Origin of the sequence: Flavobacterium endoglycinae, from assembly GCF_017352115.1 — a bacterium.
Classification (GTDB): domain Bacteria; phylum Bacteroidota; class Bacteroidia; order Flavobacteriales; family Flavobacteriaceae; genus Flavobacterium; species Flavobacterium endoglycinae.
The window spans coordinates 2,350,196-2,369,203 of record NZ_CP071448.1; the positions used below are offsets into that span (position 1 = coordinate 2,350,196).

General features: G+C 33.3%; 19 protein-coding genes and 2 tRNA genes. 9 read left to right on the forward strand and 12 right to left on the reverse strand.

Annotation, left to right across the window (positions count from 1 at the left end; genetic code table 11):
* Window positions 1-88: 88 nt before the first annotated feature.
* The 10 genes from J0383_RS10305 to J0383_RS10350 form a co-directional block, all read right to left on the reverse strand.
* Window positions 89-1,429: a DUF5689 domain-containing protein gene (locus tag J0383_RS10305; RefSeq protein ID WP_207298298.1), complete on the reverse strand. Its 1,341-nt coding sequence runs from the start codon at window positions 1,427-1,429 to the stop codon at window positions 89-91.
* Between the two features lie 18 nt (window positions 1,430-1,447).
* Window positions 1,448-4,267 carry a carboxypeptidase-like regulatory domain-containing protein gene (locus tag J0383_RS10310; protein WP_207298299.1) on the reverse strand — a complete coding sequence of 940 codons (2,820 nt, stop codon included), beginning with the start codon at window positions 4,265-4,267 and terminating at the stop codon, window positions 1,448-1,450.
* 230 nt (window positions 4,268-4,497) lie between these two features.
* Complete coding sequence (locus J0383_RS10315; protein WP_207298300.1) at window positions 4,498-5,718, reverse strand: MFS transporter; 1,221 nt, start codon at window positions 5,716-5,718, stop codon at window positions 4,498-4,500.
* A gap of 229 nt (window positions 5,719-5,947) precedes the next feature.
* Window positions 5,948-6,988, reverse strand: coding sequence for a Gfo/Idh/MocA family oxidoreductase (locus J0383_RS10320; protein ID WP_207298301.1), 1,041 nt, complete (start codon window positions 6,986-6,988; stop codon window positions 5,948-5,950).
* Between the two features lie 66 nt (window positions 6,989-7,054).
* Window positions 7,055-8,125, reverse strand: a complete 1,071-nt coding sequence (locus J0383_RS10325) for an NADH:flavin oxidoreductase/NADH oxidase (RefSeq protein WP_207298302.1) — start codon at window positions 8,123-8,125, stop codon at window positions 7,055-7,057.
* A 116-nt stretch (window positions 8,126-8,241) separates the two neighbouring features.
* Window positions 8,242-8,484, reverse strand: coding sequence for a P-loop NTPase family protein (locus J0383_RS10330; RefSeq protein ID WP_239023307.1), 243 nt, complete (start codon window positions 8,482-8,484; stop codon window positions 8,242-8,244).
* A 386-nt stretch (window positions 8,485-8,870) separates the two neighbouring features.
* Complete coding sequence (locus J0383_RS10335; protein ID WP_207298303.1) at window positions 8,871-9,065, reverse strand: hypothetical protein; 195 nt, start codon at window positions 9,063-9,065, stop codon at window positions 8,871-8,873.
* A 60-nt stretch (window positions 9,066-9,125) separates the two neighbouring features.
* Window positions 9,126-9,290 carry a hypothetical protein gene (locus tag J0383_RS10340; RefSeq protein WP_207298304.1) on the reverse strand — a complete coding sequence of 55 codons (165 nt, stop codon included), beginning with the start codon at window positions 9,288-9,290 and terminating at the stop codon, window positions 9,126-9,128.
* A gap of 31 nt (window positions 9,291-9,321) precedes the next feature.
* Window positions 9,322-9,480, reverse strand: coding sequence for a class IIb bacteriocin, lactobin A/cerein 7B family (locus J0383_RS10345; RefSeq protein ID WP_207298305.1), 159 nt, complete (start codon window positions 9,478-9,480; stop codon window positions 9,322-9,324).
* Between the two features lie 65 nt (window positions 9,481-9,545).
* On the reverse strand, window positions 9,546-9,866 hold the full coding sequence (locus J0383_RS10350) for a hypothetical protein (RefSeq protein ID WP_239023310.1): 321 nt from the start codon (window positions 9,864-9,866) through the stop codon (window positions 9,546-9,548).
* 340 nt (window positions 9,867-10,206) lie between these two features.
* On the opposite strand from J0383_RS10350, the gene rseP reads away from it, so the two are divergent.
* The 3 genes from rseP (at window position 10,207) to J0383_RS10365 (ending at window position 11,819) form a co-directional block, all read left to right on the forward strand.
* The gene (gene rseP, locus J0383_RS10355) at window positions 10,207-11,547 is read left to right on the forward strand and encodes an RIP metalloprotease RseP (RefSeq protein WP_207298306.1); all 1,341 of its coding nucleotides are present in this window, start codon (window positions 10,207-10,209) and stop codon (window positions 11,545-11,547) included.
* 86 nt (window positions 11,548-11,633) lie between these two features.
* Window positions 11,634-11,707 (forward strand) — tRNA-Asn (locus J0383_RS10360).
* Window positions 11,708-11,745: 38 nt separating this feature from the next.
* Window positions 11,746-11,819 (forward strand) — tRNA-Asn (locus tag J0383_RS10365).
* Window positions 11,820-12,264: 445 nt separating this feature from the next.
* Here the strand turns inward: J0383_RS10365 and J0383_RS10370 are convergent.
* Window positions 12,265-12,930, reverse strand: a complete 666-nt coding sequence (locus J0383_RS10370) for a tetratricopeptide repeat protein (protein WP_207298307.1) — start codon at window positions 12,928-12,930, stop codon at window positions 12,265-12,267.
* A gap of 288 nt (window positions 12,931-13,218) precedes the next feature.
* On the opposite strand from J0383_RS10370, the gene J0383_RS10375 reads away from it, so the two are divergent.
* The 4 genes from J0383_RS10375 to J0383_RS10390 all read left to right on the forward strand — a co-directional run bounded on the left by J0383_RS10375 (window position 13,219) and on the right by J0383_RS10390 (window position 15,770).
* Complete coding sequence (locus J0383_RS10375; protein ID WP_207298308.1) at window positions 13,219-13,614, forward strand: helix-turn-helix domain-containing protein; 396 nt, start codon at window positions 13,219-13,221, stop codon at window positions 13,612-13,614.
* A 260-nt stretch (window positions 13,615-13,874) separates the two neighbouring features.
* On the forward strand, window positions 13,875-14,834 hold the full coding sequence (locus tag J0383_RS10380; RefSeq protein WP_207298309.1) for an MvdC/MvdD family ATP grasp protein: 960 nt from the start codon (window positions 13,875-13,877) through the stop codon (window positions 14,832-14,834).
* Between the two features lie 10 nt (window positions 14,835-14,844).
* Window positions 14,845-15,045 (forward strand): hypothetical protein, encoded by a 201-nt coding sequence (locus tag J0383_RS10385; RefSeq protein WP_207298310.1) that lies wholly within the window; start codon window positions 14,845-14,847, stop codon window positions 15,043-15,045.
* Window positions 15,046-15,113: 68 nt separating this feature from the next.
* A complete protein-coding gene (locus J0383_RS10390) occupies window positions 15,114-15,770 on the forward strand; it encodes a hypothetical protein (protein ID WP_207298311.1) in 657 nt (218 codons plus the stop codon).
* Window positions 15,771-15,833: 63 nt separating this feature from the next.
* Here J0383_RS10390 and J0383_RS10395 read toward each other — a convergent pair whose 3' ends face one another.
* Window positions 15,834-17,030 carry a C1 family peptidase gene (locus tag J0383_RS10395; protein ID WP_207298312.1) on the reverse strand — a complete coding sequence of 399 codons (1,197 nt, stop codon included), beginning with the start codon at window positions 17,028-17,030 and terminating at the stop codon, window positions 15,834-15,836.
* Between the two features lie 242 nt (window positions 17,031-17,272).
* Between J0383_RS10395 and J0383_RS10400 the strand changes: the two genes are divergently transcribed.
* Together J0383_RS10400 and J0383_RS10405 are read left to right on the forward strand one after the other, a co-directional pair.
* Entirely contained in the window at window positions 17,273-18,070 is a 798-nt protein-coding gene (locus tag J0383_RS10400) for an AraC family transcriptional regulator (RefSeq protein ID WP_207298313.1), read from the forward strand.
* Window positions 18,071-18,143: 73 nt separating this feature from the next.
* A complete protein-coding gene (locus J0383_RS10405; protein ID WP_207298314.1) occupies window positions 18,144-19,004 on the forward strand; it encodes a CPBP family intramembrane glutamic endopeptidase in 861 nt (286 codons plus the stop codon).
* Window positions 19,005-19,008 lie beyond the last annotated feature (4 nt).

Consider the following 19,008-nt stretch of genomic DNA (forward strand, 5'->3'; position numbering starts at 1 on the left):
ATTTAGGGAATTCAAAATTCAAAAACTACTTATTTTTCAATAAAAAACTAAAAATCAACCAATTAATTTCATTATTATGAAACAACTTCTATTTCTCTCCAAAAATCTTTACGTCATCAACCATAAAAGCTCCGTTAAGAGTTTTATCTTTTCCTGATCCGATGTATTTAAAAGCAATATTTATCTTGCCTGAATAAGCAGATAAATCAATTCCGCCTGAGCTTATAAATTCACGGGTTGGAGTCGAAAGTGAAGCTACTTTTGCTTCTAATTTTGTCCATTTCGCTTTCGATATATTAGAGCCATCAAAGTTAGTTGAAACATACACTTCTAATGCATTCAAAGGCGAATCGACTTTCAAATCATGCTGTGCACTTCTAAAGGACAGAACCGTATTTTTATATTCTGTCAAATCAATTTTTGGAGAAACAAGCCATGCTATATTTTCGGCTGCGGTGGTACTTGTGGTATTGAACTCTGCATAACCATTTCCAGCATACAGCATACTTTTCCATAATTTAGTTGCTTTTTCTACAATATTACTCCAGCCCGGCAGCGCAAAGTTGACATTATTTTTAACCGATTGAAAGTCTTCGGCAAAGAGCGGAACATTACGTTTTCCATTCAATACAACATCACTTTCTGAACGAACCATTAATTGATAATCGGTTCCAAATTTGGTTAAAACTCCTCGTACTTTACCGCTTCCTTCTGGAACAAAATGATCGGCAAATTTGGCATAACTACTGGTTCTAAAAATAATTTGGTTTCCGGTTTTATCACGCAGATTCCAGTTTGTTGAGCCTCCTACGTTATTGGATTCTTCAAAATAATGACGCCCAATTGCTGATTCGGTGAACTGTACATCGTTAAGTTCTATAAGTGTATTTAATTTACTATCGTTAAGGGCTTTTTCTATCGACAGTGATTCAACCAATTGACTCTCATCAGCGTTCGTACACGAAGCATTTAAAACGCTTTTTACTTCATTTTGAGAAACACGTCCAATAGTAGGATCTCCTGAATTGCTTACATACAAACTTCCAATTCGTAATCCGCCGTAATACAAATCTGTAAATTGGTTTTTGAGTTTTACATACACTTTATTTCCAACTCTATACTCAATATAAGTATTTGAAGCATCTACAGGAACAGCAAATCCTATTGCGGGAATTCTTTCAGAGGCTTTTGTTTGCAGTGAAATGGTCTTAAAAAAATTGCCTTCTTCATCACTCGAAACGACATAAGCTTCAATTACATCATCATATAAATATTGTTTGGCAGTTGTTCCTGAAAGTTCGTATACTTTTTCAACAGTTTTGGTTACTTTAAAATCTGGTTGTGTACAAGCTAATTTTGGAGCATCAACCTCGTGACTGCAGCTAAAAAAAGAAAAGGATAAGGCAGAAAGTAATATTCGTTTTTTCATAAGAAATGTATTTTGGTTTTATAAACCGATAGTAAGATTTAAGAAATAAGTGCGTCCATAACCGTAGTAATATTTAGGTCCGAATGCTGGTGTTCCGCTTGAAATATCCTGATTTAAAGCTCTAAAATTGGCATTTCTTGCCTGCTCAAAACCACCTGTTTTATACATTAAGTTCAAGACATTGTTTACGCTGGCAAAAAGTCCGACATACTTTTTATAAACTCGCCAAGATTTTCCGCCGTTTATATTCAGCAACGTTACTGGATTGAATTTTTCTTGTTTTAATAATTCATTTCCGCGTTCTGAAGTTGCTTCGGGGAAAGGAAATCCATTTGCAGGATTAATATAAAACTGAGATGTTCTTGAAATTGGCGAAACATCAATGTAACTATCTGCTAAATAATTTAAATTGGTACCTATCCACCAAAATTTTGGATCACGATATTCTAATCCAACTGAATATGCTTGCTGAGGAGTTCCGGCTTGTTTGTAATTTTTAAGATAAGATCGGCCAAAATCAAAAGTAGTCTGAGCTCCGTCTTTTGCTCTATTTCCGTCATTTGTAATTACAACATCAGGATTACTGTTGTAAATGTAATTGCCATAAGCAGCCGATACAGTAGTTTTTAATGTGGGCGAAATCTGGTATTCAAAACTCAATTCGGCTCCTGTATTCTTTTTGTCTAAATGCGTTAATGTCTGCGTGACAAAAGCATCTGTAGGATCATAACCTGCACCTCTTTCAAAAATTCCTTCGGCATAAAAGAAGGAAGTTTTCGAAGTGTTTTTTATCATCGAATAATAGGCCGTAAGACGTAGTTTCAGCTTAGGCGATCGATATACATAATTCGCTTCGGCACTGGTTACCTTTTCACTTTCAATGCCATCGACAATAGAATTATTTAAGCGGGAATTTGAAAATGTATTTCGAAGAGACGGTGCTCTTGTAAGATGCGCTCCGTTAAAAAATAACCATTCTCTGCCCGAGATTTTATAAGTGAATCCGCCTTTGAAACCGAAATTTTCAAAATTTACTTTTTCGCTTTTTCCTAAAGAATTTTCAGGATAAAGTCCGTTTTGATACAATCCTTCCCTTTGATAATCAGATACGGAATAAGATTGTGCCAGATAAAACTCGGTTTTATTATACGTGAATTTAAACTGCGTGAAGGCATCTAAAGTATTCGCTAAAAAATTATAATTGTAGCCGTAAATATCGCCTTCTTTCACTTCTCGATTTGGATTTTTCAAATCCGATTGTGATAAATCGCCTTTGTAAAATGGATCAATATCCAGGAAATATTTTCCTCCTAAAAGATCTAAAAGGTATTGGAAATTATGTGATTTCAAATTTCGATAGACAAATCCAGCGTCAAAAGAAAGGTTAGAATTTATTCGGGTATTAAAAGTTGAATTCAACGCAAAAGTTTTATCATCTGTCCTGTCTTCGTATAAAATATAATGACTTTGCGCAGGTTCATAACCATTTTGATTTGGTTTTTCGTTAGCCCGATACATTGCGTTCCAATCGATTTGAGAATTAGCTAAAAATGTTGTTCTGCTTTTCTCTGCATTTTCGTAATCGGGTGTAAAATCTCCTGAAAACTCTCCGTGATCTTTTGCATAAAGCGAACTAAAATAACTGGGCATTTTACGATAATATACCGGATCAGGACTATCGGCATTTTGATAATCGATATTGCTGTTTCCCACTTTTCCAAACTGATACATCACACCTGAATTCAGCGTTGATTTATCATCAATTTTAAAATAATGATTAAGCATCAGCAAAGGTTCTTCAATATTTTTAACTCTTGCATTTCGTTTTTTACCATCTTGAAATCCCCAATATGAATTGTATTTTTCGCTCGTCAAGCCAATTACCTCACTGGTGTTTGGTGAATTTTTTCCTCTGGAATTGGGCGTGTAAAAACCAGTAAAATTGAGTGAATTTCTATTATTGAGTTTCTTCTCAACGCTAATAAAAAAAGAATCAGCATTAAAATTTGTGCCTTCAAAATACCCTTCATCTGCCCATCTTTTACCTGCCGAAACTGCATAAGCCCAACCCGAAGAAGTCATTCCAGAAGCGTAAGTTCCAATAGCGCGCCAGAGATACGTTGTGTTGCTTCCTGAAAAGGTGAGCTGAGTTCCTTTTCGATATAAGGAAGCACGAGTATCAATTTGCTGAGTTCCTAAAACACCGCCAAAAGTATAATTTGAAACTGCAGTTCCAACTGAAAATTCTTGATTTCGAAGCACATTATTTAAACCACCCCAATTGTTCCATTGTGGTCTTCCGTCGTAGATTTTGTTCATCATCATGCCGTTAAGCATCATGGTTCCGTTTTCGCTGTCTAAACCGCGAACTCTAAATCGGGCTTGTCCCCAATTAAATGCCGCCGACTGCATAAAAGCGTCTTTGGACGATTGCAATAATCCTGATGTCATTTCGGAAGAACTGTTATCGTCCGAGAAATCACTATCCAATAAAGTGATTAAAGCCGCTGGAATCTCATCTGAAAAAGTATCTTCAATTTGGAGTGCTCCAAGATTTACAGTTTTCCCAAAATTGGATTGTATTTTTAAAAGTAAGTCTTTGTATCCTTGATTTCGGATTACTAGCAGTTGTTCTCCTTCTATTGAAGAATGAAGTTCAAATTTTCCTTTTTTTGAAGTCAGAACCATAATGGAAGAATTCTGAACACTCACCACCACATTTTCAAGCGGATTTTGTGTTTTAGAATCCATTACAATTCCTGTAAAAGTGGTTTGCCGCTGTGCGAAAGCAAAACTAAAAGACGATAAAATAAAAAAGATTAGGTACTTTTTTCCCATTAAGAATTCCAATTTGTTTTGAAAATAAGTTTTGGATATTACTCCTAATATTCAAAAGAAAAAATTGGCTTCTGGAAAAAGCATTTTGTCTGCTCATTAATACAAGCGACGCAAGTTTCAAATATATAAAAAATATTTAATCCGAAATAAATTCTTACAAATTTATTTCGGATTAAAATGAGATTTTAAGGTAAAATATTGTGTTTATTTTTGATTATCAAAAGATTAAATCAATCGTTTGTTCTAATTTTAGAAACCATAAAGGCAATCAAAACGCCAAAGATTCCGATAAAGGCGAAAGAAAATTGTAAACCAAAGTTCTGAGCAATGTGTCCAATTACGGGAGGTCCCATTAAAAATCCAAGAAAGCTGACACTTGAAACAATCGTTAAAGCTTCTCCCGGCGGAACCGTTGGGTTTTTCCCTGCCATACTATAAACGGTAGGAACAATTGTAGCAACTCCCAAACCTACAGCCATAAAAGCAATAGTACAGGGGATAATATATGGAAGAAAAACGGCTGTAAAAAGTCCAGCAGAAATCATAACCCCGCTGATTTGCATTACGCGCTCACGTCCAAATTTATTGATTAATCCGTCTCCCAGAAATCTTCCGCTTGCCATCATAATCATAAAAGAAGTATATCCTAAAACAACTAGCGGTCCCGGAGCTTGTACAATATCTTTAAAATACACACCGCTCCAGTCAAACATTACACCTTCGCTGGCCATACTACAAAAGCCTATGACTCCGAGCCAAAGCAGTGCGCTATCTGGTTTTGTAAATAGTTTTTTCTTTTCGTTGGTCTTATTTTTAATTTTTTCTTTGGCTCTAATCAGGAATTTAAAATTAAAAACCACCATTAGTATTACGATTCCCCCCACAATTAGAAAATGATGTAAAGGCGATAAATGTAAAGCCAGCATTCCTAGACCCACTAAAGCGCCTGTAAAGCCAGCAAAACTCCACATTCCGTGAAACGAAGACATAATGGTTTTTTTAAATAATACTTCGGTATAAACACCTTGTGTATTTACGGCTATATTGGCTAAGTTTCCAAATAATCCAAACAGAAATAAACCCAGAGATAATTCTAATCCCGTTCCTGCAAGACCTAAATTAGCCAAGCACAAAACGTACATGATTAATGAAAAAATCAAAATGCGGTGGCTTCCGAATTTGGTTACCATTTTTCCCGAAAAAGGCATAATCAGCAATTGTCCCATTGGAAGTGCAAAAAGAATTGAACCCAGATCGCCCTCGGTTAAATGAAGTGCTGTTTTAATGTCTGGAATTCTACTTGCCCAAGTGGCAAAACTTAAACCCATTCCAAAATAAAACATTCCAACTGCAAAACGAATTCGGTTTAAATAAGAGGCTTTTGCTTCTCTAAAAACTTTCTTGATTTTCCCTTTTGTCTGAAAAAGTTGTAATGGATTGAAGTTTATCAAAATCGGAGTATTTATGAGATTATGTTATAAAATTACAAAAAAGCAGCTTATATACTTAAAAGTACGAATTGTTGATTTATTTACAACGTTATTGTTTATAAAAAAGCTGGTTTTCAGTACTGATTTTACGGACAAAACTATTGCTGGAAAATGATTTTAAGTTTCACTATAAAACAAAAAAAGACGCACAATTGTGCATCTTTTTGATCATTCTGAATTTTATTTTCTTTTATAAATCGATTACTTTTCGTTGTGTGTTACTTGCAATGGCAGCTTCGATAACCTGCATTACTTTTACGCCATCTTCGGCAGTAACTGGTTCTGCAACATCGTTCGTAATAGAATTGAAAACACCATCAAAAAATGAGAAATAATTGCCTTGCAGCGTTGGGATTTTTTCTCGGATTGTTTTTCCATCAATTTCAGTATGAAGCAATCCTTGTAAATCTTCAGATTCGGTTCCCCAAGATTCTAAATTTGGTTTTTCTCCTTCTTTCAATTTGTCTTCCTGTACGTCACCTCTTGGTTTAAGAAATGATCCTTTTTTACCCTGAACTGTAAAAGCGGGATTGGCTTCTCTCACGAAAAAACCTGCTTTTAAACGGACTCTGAAATTTTCATAAATCAACTGAAGGTCGATCCAGTCATCCACTAATGAGTTTTCTCTAGTGATCCTGATATCACCAAAAACTGATTTTGGTGAACCAAATAAACAAACGGCTTGATCTATTAAATGCGGACCTAAATCTTTTAGAATTCCTGCACCATCATTGGCAGTTTCTTTATGTGCTTTCGGACTCAATAATGGATTGTATCTGTCAAAATGAAATTCGGCTTCGACTAAATCTCCTAATACGCCATCCTCGATTACTTTTTGAACAGTTTTAAAATCGCTGTCCCATCTTCTGTTTTGAAATACGGCTAGTTTTACACCTTTTTCTTTTGCTATTTTATTCAATTCTTGGGCTTCGGCTACTGTTGTGGTAAAGGCTTTTTCAACAACAGCATGTTTTCCTGATAAAACTACTTTTTTAGCGTATTCGTAATGTGTGCCGACTGGAGTATTGACAATTACCAAATCAACATCATCTGCCAATAAATCTTCCAGTGAAGGATAGCTTTTTACTTCTGGATAATCTTCCTGAATAAGTTTTTTACTTCTTTCCCAAGATCCTAATAATTCAAATCCGGGGTGAATATCTAAAAACGGAGCGTGAAAAACTTTTCCCGACATTCCGTATGACAATAGTGCTGTTTTTATTTTTTGCATTGCTTTTTAGTTTATTAGTCACGAATTAAAAAAAACAAATTCGTGAATTCGTGGCGGAAAAAAATATTAAAGTTTAGCTCTTTCGTATTGTTTTGGCCAATGAATATCCTCGTTTAATTCTTTGGCAAAATCCAAGGGCAGGTTTGGATTTCTAAGCGATTCTCTGGCAAACAAAATCAAATCGGCTTGACCTTTATTTAAGATTTCTTCGGCTTGTTTGGCTTCGGTAATTAAACCTACAGCACCTGTTAAAATATCGGCTTCGGTTTTTACTTTTTCTGCAAAAGGAACTTGATACCCTGGACCAAGCGTAATTTTTTGATGTGAAACCAATCCGCCTGATGAAACATCGATTACATCTACTCCTTTTTCTTTTAATATTTTCGAAAGCTGTACAGACTCTTCAGGATTCCATCCGTCTTCTGCCCAATCTGTTGCTGAAATTCTAACAATTAATGGAAGATTTGAAGGCCATTCTGTTTGAACTGCTTCTACTATTTCGAGTGTAAAACGAATTCGGTTTTCAAAACTTCCTCCATATTCATCGGTTCTAACATTGGTTAGCGGAGATAAAAATTGATGCAGTAAATATCCGTGTGCCGCGTGGATTTCCAAAACTTGATATCCCGCCTCTACCACTCTTTTTGCAGCTGTTTTAAAATCCGAAATTACCTTTTGAATTCCGTTTTTGTCCAAAGCTTCTGGAAGAAAAGGTTCGTTATCATGATACGGAATTGCATTTGGCGCAACGGTCTGCCATCCGCCTTGAGCGAAATCTAATTTTTTATTGCCAAGCCACGGAGCCGAAACAGAAGCTTTTCGTCCTGCATGAGCCAGCTGGATTCCTGGAACAGAATTTTGAGAAACGATAAAAGCATTGATTTGTTTCAGTTTTTCGATATGTTCATCTTTCCATATTCCTAAATCAGAAGGAGAAATTCTGGCTTCGGGAGAAACCGCAGTTGCTTCCTGAATAATAAGTCCGGCGCCTCCTGTGGCACGACTTCCTAAATGAACCAAATGCCAGTCGTTTGCGAATCCGTCCTCGGCAGAATATTGGCACATGGGCGAAATAACGATTCTGTTTTTAAGGGTAATATTTTTTAAAGTTATGGGAGAAAATAAATTTGAAGCCATATTTGTAACTTTTAATAGATTTGGGTTACCAATTGAAAACGATAACCTTTTAAAAAAGTAAAGTTACTCTATCTTGATAAAAGGAGAAATCGAAATGTTTATTAATTAACAAACATTTAAATCAAAGTCTGCTTATTCCACAAATTATAATACTCCGTTTTTTGTTCTAGTAAATCGAAATGATTTCCTGACTCTACGATTGATCCATTTTTCATAACTAATATAGTATCGGCACTGGCTATTGTACTCAAACGATGTGCAATGACAATTATAGTTTTTCCCAATGATTTGAAGTTATCTATAACTTCTTTTACCATTTTTTCTGAATGAGTATCGAGAGATGCTGTAGCTTCATCCATTAATAAAATTTCAGGATTTTTATAAAGGAACTGAAATTCATGAAACTAAAAATTAAGATAGAATCTCTTTCTCAAAAAGTACAGGAAAGAGATTCTTCAAATTATTTAAAAAAATACCCTACAACATAGCCTAATGAATAGGTTATGAAGGCAATTAATATCACTAATCTTACTCTTTTCAAAAATTTAGTTTCTATCATAATTTCGCTTTTTTAGCAATTATAAATAAAAATAGGACAATACTTGAAGCGGATAAAATACCTAATAAAAAAGAAAGAATATGACTTTCTGGGTATTGCCGTAATACTGTCAAGCCTATAATATATATTATTATAGTGCTTAATATTATAGTTTTTTTCATAATTGAATTTCTTTTTATTAAACAATTATTTTCTTAATATAGCCGAAACACCTACAATTACACTTAATATAATTGTTATCAATAATGGTACTGAAAATAGTCCATTTTTACTACCTTCTGATATCGTCAAGCTTTTTCCTAAAATGTATGAAGCGGTATTAGTTCCTATTAGAATAGATACCAAAAAAATTGCCCCTCTTTCTGTTGATATTTTTTTCATTTTTACACAATAAGTAGATGAAGCACTAAGCTACAATTAGCTTAGTGCCTTATTAAATTATTACCAGCCTTTTGCCGCCATATCTTTTCCAATTTGATAGGCAAAGGCACATGCTCCTAAGCAACAAGTAATTACTTCAATTGCAAAACCTCCATTAATTTCCAATTGCTCAATAGATGATAATTCAATTAATTTGATTTCACTAACTAACTCGATCTTTTCCATATTTTACTTTTTTATCATTAATGTTATTATACTATCCCAAAGCGTAACCAAGACGCATAAATGCTCCAGGAATAACTCCAAAAGTCATGTCACAAATCACAAAAGCAATTTCTGCTCTAATACCTCCTCCTTCAATCTCTTGTATCTCCTGATTATCTAACTCAAAAAGGTTCAATTCTTCTAAATTCATAATGTTTAATTTTAAAAGGTTAATTAATAATTACAACAAAATTCATTTTCTCGAGAAGTATTTTGTTATAGCAAACTTATCAGAGTTCCGTCTAATAAAATTGGACGGAAATTAGATCCTCCAAAAATTTCTCTAGATTCGTCTTCTCTTATTGTTTTTAGCGAAAAATTTAATATCAATTCAAAATGAGTTTCATAATAAAATGTTTCTCGCTTTTTACAATATTTTACCGGAGCATCTAATTCTTTTATGAGTTCTAACTCATTATAAAATTGGCTTCTGCTTAGAGATAACTTTTTTGCAAATGTTAGTGGAGAGCCTGTTTTTTCTCCAGAAATTAACTTGTGCATCTTTTTTATTCTTTCAATTTGTCTAATAAAATTCATATTCTCGCTATAAAAAATTAATAAAACAAGACCGCTTTTAAGAATTTAAAAATAGTTATGTTAACTATTTAAGAATACCCTCAATTCGCTTAGAAAATGAAATTAGATTGGAAATAATGAAGTAATTACCCAAATAAGTTTTAAAAATATCACAATAAGACATTTTGTAACATTTTGGCGAAAAACAGGACTAATTATAAAGAGTAAATCAGTTTTGACTGAATTACATATATTAAGGTTATTAATTAACAAACATTTAAAACCTTAAGTAGTATCTTGCAGTGTTAAATTAAATAAGAAACGTTACTTTTGTGCGTTAAATACGAACTAAAAATATAAAATGGATATAGTTATCAAACTCTCTCAATTTCTATTGAGTTTATCTTTACTTATTATTCTTCATGAATTAGGGCACTTTATCCCTGCTAAATTGTTTAAAACTAGAGTCGAAAAATTTTACTTGTTTTTTGATGTTAAATATTCTCTACTAAAAAAGAAAATTGGTGAAACAGAATACGGAATCGGATGGCTGCCACTTGGAGGTTATGTAAAAATCTCGGGTATGATTGACGAAAGTATGGACAAGGAACAAATGGCTTTACCGCCTCAACCTTGGGAATTCCGCTCTAAACCAGCTTGGCAGCGTTTAATTATTATGCTTGGCGGTGTTACCGTAAACTTTATTCTGGCGTTTATTATTTATATAGGAATGGCATTTGCTTATGGCGATATCTATATTGCCAATTCTGACTTAAAAGATGGTGTCTCTATCGATAATCCAGTTATGCTAAAAGCAGGTTTTAAAACTGGTGATAAAATAATTTCTATTGATAATAAAAAAGTAGAAAACTTTGACAATGACATGAACATGAATGTGATCATGGCGAAAGAGATTTTAATTGAAAGAAATGGACAACAGCAAACTATTAAAATGCCAACTGATTTTGTAGATCAATTGTCAAAATATGAAAAAGGTTTGCTTATAGGAATTCGTACTCCTTTTGCTATTGGAAAAGTTGCCGACGAGTCTCCAAACCAAAATTTAAAACCAAAAGATTTGATTCTTTCTCTTAACGGAAAAAAAATCAAATATTTTGATGAAGCAAAAACCATTTTAAAAGAAAACAAAGGAAAAACAATCTCTGCTGTTGTTTTACGTGATTTAAAAGAATTACCGCTTACAGTTAAAGTTTCACCTGCTGGAACTTTAGGTGTTATGTCGGCTGGTTTGGATATTAAATCCTTAGAAAAATTAGGATACTATAAAATTAGTACCAAAGAATATAGTTTTGCAGAATCTATTCCGGTTGGTATCGAAAAAGGAAAAGATCAATTAGTAGGTTACGGAAAACAATTGAAAATGATCTTTAATCCTGAAACAAAAGCATACAAACAAGTAGGTGGTTTTGCTGCGATTTACAATATTTTCCCTAATACTTGGAGCTGGGAAACATTTTGGTCAATCACGGCTTTATTGTCAATTATGCTTGGAGTAATGAATTTATTGCCAATTCCGGCACTTGATGGCGGACATGTGATGTTTTTATTATACGAAATGATCAGCGGTAAAAAACCTAGCGATAAATTCCTTGAAAACGCCCAAATGGTTGGCTTTGTTCTACTTATAGCACTGCTTTTATTCGCAAACGGAAATGACATTTATAAGGCAATTGTCAAGTAGAAAAAAAAATTAATAAAAAGAGTGAAAATATTTTTGAGAAACTAAAAAAAGACCTATATTTGCACTCGCTAAAAAGAGCAACAACTTCCTCCTTAGCTCAGTTGGTTAGAGCATCTGACTGTTAATCAGAGGGTCCTTGGTTCGAGCCCAAGAGGGGGAGCAACTTTTTTTAGCAAACATATTTACCTTTAAGGTGATTCCTCCTTAGCTCAGTTGGTTAGAGCATCTGACTGTTAATCAGAGGGTCCTTGGTTCGAGCCCAAGAGGGGGAGCTTAAAAAATACCACTTGCAAATGTAAGTGGTATTTTTTTTATTCATAATTGTGAATCAGAGCCCCGAAAGCTTTCGGGATTGGTTAGAAGCAAAAAAAAAGACGATCAAAATTGATCGTCTTTTTTGCTTATACATGTAATCTAACCAATCTTGGCATTTCGACTAGAAATTCGGGCAACTGCGAACAATCGAAATACATCACACAAGAAACTCCACCAAGTTTATCTCCAACCTCCATCGATCAGCGAGTGTGATTTTTTTCTTATCTGTTGAAACGACAAAATCATACCGTAGAGATAAGTACAAAACTTGTACCACAAATTATTTGGCTTATAATGGTATTCGAAATAATTTCTTAAAATGAATTAACCGCAAAGGTCGCAAAGCTTGATTTTCGGCTTATCGTTCTTTGCGGTTAAAAACAAACTCTAACAAAAATTACATTATTTATTTTTCTCTTCAAACAGCTTCATCATTTCATCGGCTTTATCATTTTGTTTTATGGCTTTTAAAGACTGGGCGCATCTAAAATAATAGACCGCTTCAACATTCGAATCCAGGTTTAACAGCTCCGTATATTGTTTGACCGCGTTCTCAAAATCGTTTGCAAAATAAAATTTGTCTGCAACTCTTTTAAGCATTTCTACTGATTTGTAACCTTTATCTAATACATTGGCATAAGTATCGACTATATCTACGCTGATCATTTTTCCCGAATATGCCGGAGCTGTTACTTCTACTTTTATAGGCTGAATGGTTTGATTATTGGTCTCGGCGATGTTTTTTGATGGCAAAACAGCGCTTGTTTCTTTTACTTTTGGTCTTCCGTATATGGGAGTTACTTTTCGCGTGTTATGAGGCCCGAGATCGTAAGTGTTTACCATATCTTCTTTGGGAACTTCGTAGGTAGTCGTTCGGCTGCCAAAAGGCATGTTAATTACCTCTTCGACGCAATAGCCCACTATAACCATATCTTCTTTCGGTTTGTCTGGTTTTGCTGCCGCTTTTGCAGTTTTTGTATTTGCGACGGCATAACTCGTCTGCTGGGCTAAACTGCTCAATGAAAAAGCACTCATGGCAACTATCGAATATGCAGCAAATCTTTTCATGATAATTTAATGATTCGATTAAATTATTACTTAAAGGTACTCACTTTCTAAAGTTTATCCTCATTTTAACTACGAAGTGCTCAGAAAAACGACGAAGTGTACGTTTATGCTTTTTTAAGCAAAACCCACCCTTTTTATAATTTTAGTTTTCAGTTTTAACTGTGCGAAAAGTTGTATTTTTGTCTTGATGTAAATTCAATTACTGCTTTAAATTTTGTATCGCACCACTAAGACTTTGTATTTTACAACACCGAATAGTTTTTCAGGAATTTTAAATATCTTTGAATTATGAGCACACTAACAAAACCAAACCATATAGGACGAAAAATAAGCCGCATTCGTGAACTTCGTGACATGAAACAAGAAGCTTTGGCGTATGCTTTAGGCATGAGCCAGCAGTCTATTTCTATTATTGAAAACAGCGAAACTGTCGACGAAGAAAAACTGAAAGCAATTGCCGAAGTTTTAGGCGTTTCTGCTGAAGGAATTAAAAATTTCTCTGAAGAAGCAGTTTTGAATAATATTCAAAATAACTACGAAGGATCAGTTATTAATAGTGGACCAGTAGTAAATCATAATTGCAATTTCAACCCGCTTGATAAAGTTGTGGAACTTTATGAGCGTTTGGTTCAGGCTGAAAAGGATAAAGTGGAGTATTTGGAGAAGTTGATGAAGGGGAAGTAATTTCTCGTTTTTTTAAATATACAATTAAAAAAGAGGCGCTTTAAAAGGCGCTTTTTTTTTAACCTATTAGTTTGTCACTAAAATCTATCTCATTATTTACGGAAATCCGTAAAACAACTATAAATCAATAATTTATATTTGATTTTAGAAATAATCAGGTATTTCTACTTGTAATATAGATTAAACAAAATGTTTAATTTACACATTTTTACAAGAGCAATAAAGCCTCAAAATTTATAAAATCAAACTAAATAACCAAAATGATATTAATTCTTACCGAAAAAAATGATGCACATGCAAATTTATTAATAGACAAACTAAAAGAAAGTCAAATACCTTTTTTTAGATTAGACTTAGACACAAAATCTTTAGAAAAAACTTCTATAACCTTCAAAAATAAAAATTGGTACATCAACAATAAGAATGAAAAAATAACACTTAGCCAAATAAAATGCGTTTGGAATAGAAGGACATTTGTTCAACTCATGCTTGATGAACAAGATAAAGACTATGAATTTAATATATGGAAAAATGAATGGAATAAAACATTACTTGGAATATATTATTATTTAAAAGATGTTAAGTGGCTAAATTACTACAGAAAAAATCATAAAGCAGAAAACAAATATTTCCAATTAGATATAGCCAATGAAGTCGGTTTTGAAATTCCAGACTATTTATTGTCCAATGATCGAAATGAAATTTTAGAATTCGGAAAAAAACATGAAAAAATAGTCTTAAAGCTTTTAAATCAAGATTTTTATAAAATTGCAGACAAAGAATATGTTGGTTTTTATGTCAATATAATTCCATACGAAAAGCTCAAGGAATTTTCAAAATCAGAAGAAAATCCGATTTTTCTACAAAAATATATTGAAAAAGATTTTGAAGTAAGATATACCGTTGTAGGTAATGACCATTTCGTTTGTAAAATTGATTCACAAAAATCAGAAATTGCGAAAACAGATTGGCGAAGATACGATCTAGCAAACACTCCCCATTCAGTTATTGAACCACCCAAAAACATTAAAGAAAAAGTTACTTTATTAATGAAAAAACTTGAATTAACTTATGGAGCCTTAGATTTTATTGTTTCTAAAGAGGGTTCATGGTATTTCTTAGAGATAAATCCAAGCGGGCAATATCTGTGGATTGAAGATTTAACAGGGTTAAAAATTACAGACGCAATTAAAAACAATTTAATTAACATTAACCATTAAATAATTTTTTATGAAAGTATTTGCAACAAAGTTTTTAGAAAAACCACAAAGTGAAATTGTCAAAAATCCAAAGAAATGGAATTGGGAGCCATACAATAAAGACCTAAAAAAAATCTATGCTAGCGGCTCAAAAACAGCTACTCGCCAATCAACTTATGCGTCAGAAAAAGATAATGAGTCTGATTTCGACAGACCAAATGAGGGGGCATAAAATTTTAAAGACTATCTCTCGATAGTCTTTTTTCTATGAATTAAAAATATTAGACAAAATCTAAATTAATGACCAGAATAATTTTAAACAGAACTATACTAGGAGTCATGTTCTTCTATACAATATGTATTTTAATTGGAATATTTTTGAAATTAAAAATAAAAAACGAGGATTATTATACCGTATTTAAAGATTTATTGCCTTTTATCTTTGCTTTACCTGCTGCATACTTAGTATTTTGTTTTCAAAGACGAAACGAATATCTCAAAGCATTGCGAACTGTATATAGCTTACTTATACAAGTAAATACTGAATTCATGGAATATACTTATTATAATAAACAATGCCAAAAGAAATATATAAAATTAAAATTTTGTACAAGTAAAGCAATAGAAGAAATTCGAAGCGTTTATGAAAATATAGACGAAGTATTTGGAATTAGCGATGGTCTTTACCCTTTCGAACCATTAAAGGAAATGTATTTAGATGACATTGACGAGCTTCATAATGGAGATTTTTCAGAAGGAAATAACGAGATTATAAGAAAAAAGCATTACAGTAAATGGAAAAAAATAAGAATTAATTTCATTGTTGAATTAGAAAGAACTCAAGCTGCATTTCCAATAACTAAGTTCAAAAGAAGGAAAAAAAGTTTTAACCAAAAAATTATAAATAAAAGCAATAAACTTAAAAATAATTTTATCGGAAAAGTTGTCCATACATAATAGAAAAAGCGCCGTAATCTTTGTATTACGGCGCTTTCTTATTTTATAAAAACCTATCTAAACTTATACCCCTAATTTCTTAGCGATTTCAGAAGGAATTCCTCCTTTGTTTACCATTAAGGCAGTAGTTTTATATTTTACGAAATTTTTGGTTACGAATAAAAAACCTTTGTAATCGTTGGTTTCTCCCCAAGAGTTTTTAACGATATAGTATTCTTTTCCGGTTTGGTCTTTTGCAATACCAATAATGTGCATTCCGTGATCGTCTGTTGTTGTGTAGTTGTCAAACGCAGCCTGACGCATTTCTGGAGTAATTTCCGGTTCTGCTTTTGGTCCGTTAAACATGTCTGCTTTTTCTTCAGCCGTCATTTCGTCGAATTTCTTTGTTGGCACATACGCCACACCGTTTTTCCAGCTAAAGCTTTTCTCACTTACGTCTGTTGCCCATGCTACTGTATATCCTTTTTTCAAAGCGTTGTCGATAACGTCTGTCATATCGTTTACTTTTACGTTGTAAACCTGGTCAAATGACCAGTTGTCCGGCACCATCATCGTTGTTTTTTGGTAGTACGGAGAAGTTGTAAACGATGACATTTCGATGTAATCATCAGGGTTAATTCCAACAATTTCTTTTGCAAAAGATTGCGGTGTATAGTTTTTTCCTTTGTAATTGAAGTTATCCGGCACTTTCCCTAAATACGAATCGATAACAGCAGCGTATGCTTTCTGCCAGTTTGGAGTTAATTCTCCGTTTGGATTTTTAACTACAGCTGCCAAAACACCTTCGATAAGTGCTGACATTTCGCCGAATTTATTTTTATCAGTTCCGTAATTTAATCCTGTATAAACTTCTCTTGGTACGGCTCCGTATTTTTTGTACATATTAATTACATCGTGCAAAGCGCCGCCATCGCCTAAAGTAACGGCTCCGTGCATACGAACGTAGTTAATTCCTTTTTCTACATACACGTTTCTGGCAGAAAAAATCTGAGACAATTCTACAGGCTGTTTTCCTAAACGAATCATTTCAGATTCTAAGAAAGAGTTTGTAGAATAACTCCAGCAAGTTCCCGAAGAACCTTGATTTTTTACTGATGTTGTTCCTAAGTTAACTACTTCGGTGAATTTAAAGTTCTCTTTACTTTTATCACTTGCGTTTAACTTTAATGAGTTTACCAAGATGTCTTGTGCGAAACTGCTGCTTACTCCAACTAAAAAAGCGGAAGCCACAAAAACAGATTTCATTGTAATTTTATACATAATCAAAAGATTTAATAGTTACTTATTAGTAGCCTGTATTATATTTTTGTTACAAAACAATTAAATATTCGGTAAATAAACTATTATTTAACCGTTAATCTTTATACAATGTTTTTATTATGCAAGCAAAACTTACAAAATATGCAAAATGGAAATGTTTCATCAATCAAAAATAGTTTTTGATTTTTGTTTCTAAATAAATAGTATTTTGGTTCCTGAAATGCTATGCAATCCACCACCAAATGTACGAACTCGAAAAAGAGAAATACTTAGGAAATACTAAAAACAGTTTTAATACTTCGCAGGGAATTGCTGTGGTTGAAACTGAGTATCAAAATAAGGTTTACGAAGGCTGGCATTCTCATAATAATGCTCATATCACACTTTTCTTAAAAGGCGGAACGACAGAAAAAAGAAAAAACTTTAATGAAACAGTTGGTCCAGGATCATTATTGTTTTATCATAGCGACGAGCTTCATTTGAACCAAAATACACTTTTTCCTTCTCGAAATATCAATATCGAAATTGAAGAAAGTCTGCTTAAAGAACTACAAATCTCTGAAGCTGTTATCGAAAAATCAATTCAAAATGAAGCTTTTGCTAAGTTTTTGATTTTAAAGATTTTCAAAGAAACACTGACTGCCGACGTTTTTTCTGCAGATACTATTAAGATGTTATTTTCTCAGTTATCGGCTGCAAATAATCACTTTGACCGATTTGAAAAAAGTCCGTTCTGGGTAAAAAGTTTACAGGAATTATTAAACGACTGCTGGAATGAAAATCCAAACCTGCAGGATCTGGCTTTGGTTTTAAATCTCAGTCCTATTACCATTTCAAAACATTTCCCTAAATATTTTGGCTGTACTTTGGGCGAATACATGCGTCGTATTAAAATAAATCGTTCGCTTTCGCTGATACAATCCACGGAAAGTAATTTAACCGAAATTGCCCTTGAATGTGGATTTGCAGATCAAAGTCATTTTATCAGGACTTTTAAAACTCAAACGGGATTTTTGCCTAAACAGTTTCAAAAGCTATAAAGAGGCAAATTTCATTCTATTTTTTGTTTTAGATGCGGGATATTTTTGTCTCATCATTAATTCAAAAACAAAAATGGAAACGCTTACCCGAAAACAAAAAATATTTAATTTCCCTGTAGTTAAAATTCTTCTTGCACTGCTTACTTTTATGGCAGTTGTTATTATCAGCCAGCAGATTGCCGCAAAACTATTAGCTTTAACACCACTCGATAAAGATTACAGAAATCTTTTAAAAGGACTGTTTGTTTCCTTTTCATGTATTTTCAGTTATATCCTTTTCTTCAAAAAATACGATAAAAGAACTATAACAGAGTTTGCGACAAAAGGACTTGCCAAAAATCTTTTAATTGGGATTTCGATTGGTTTTATTTTACAATCCTGCACCATTTTAGTGATGTACCTTAACGGAAATTACAGCATTGTAAACATTAATCCTGTTTCGTTTATTCTGATTCCGTTTACCATCATGTTTACCGTAGCCATTATTGAAGAAATCTTGGTGCGTGGTATTATATTTAGAATTGTAGAAGAAAAACTGGGAAGTTATATTTCTCTTACGATTTCTTCGGTACTGTTTGGTATTCTGCATCTGGCCAATCCTCATGGAACATTAATTTCAGGAATCTGCATAACAATGGCTGGTTTTATGCTTGGAGCTGCTTTTATTTACAGCCGTAATTTATGGTTCCCTATTGCGTTACACTTTGCGTGGAATTTCACTCAATCAGGAATTTATGGAGCGATAACTTCTGGAAATGAAAAAACAAACAGTCTATTAGAAGCCAAAATACAAGGTCCCGAATTTATTACTGGAGGAGAATTTGGTCCAGAAGGATCAATTCAGGCTATCGTATTCTGTGCTTTAGGAACTATTCTATTATTGGCTTTAAGCCGAAAACAAAATAAAATCGTTAAACCTTATTGGAAAAATTAATTTA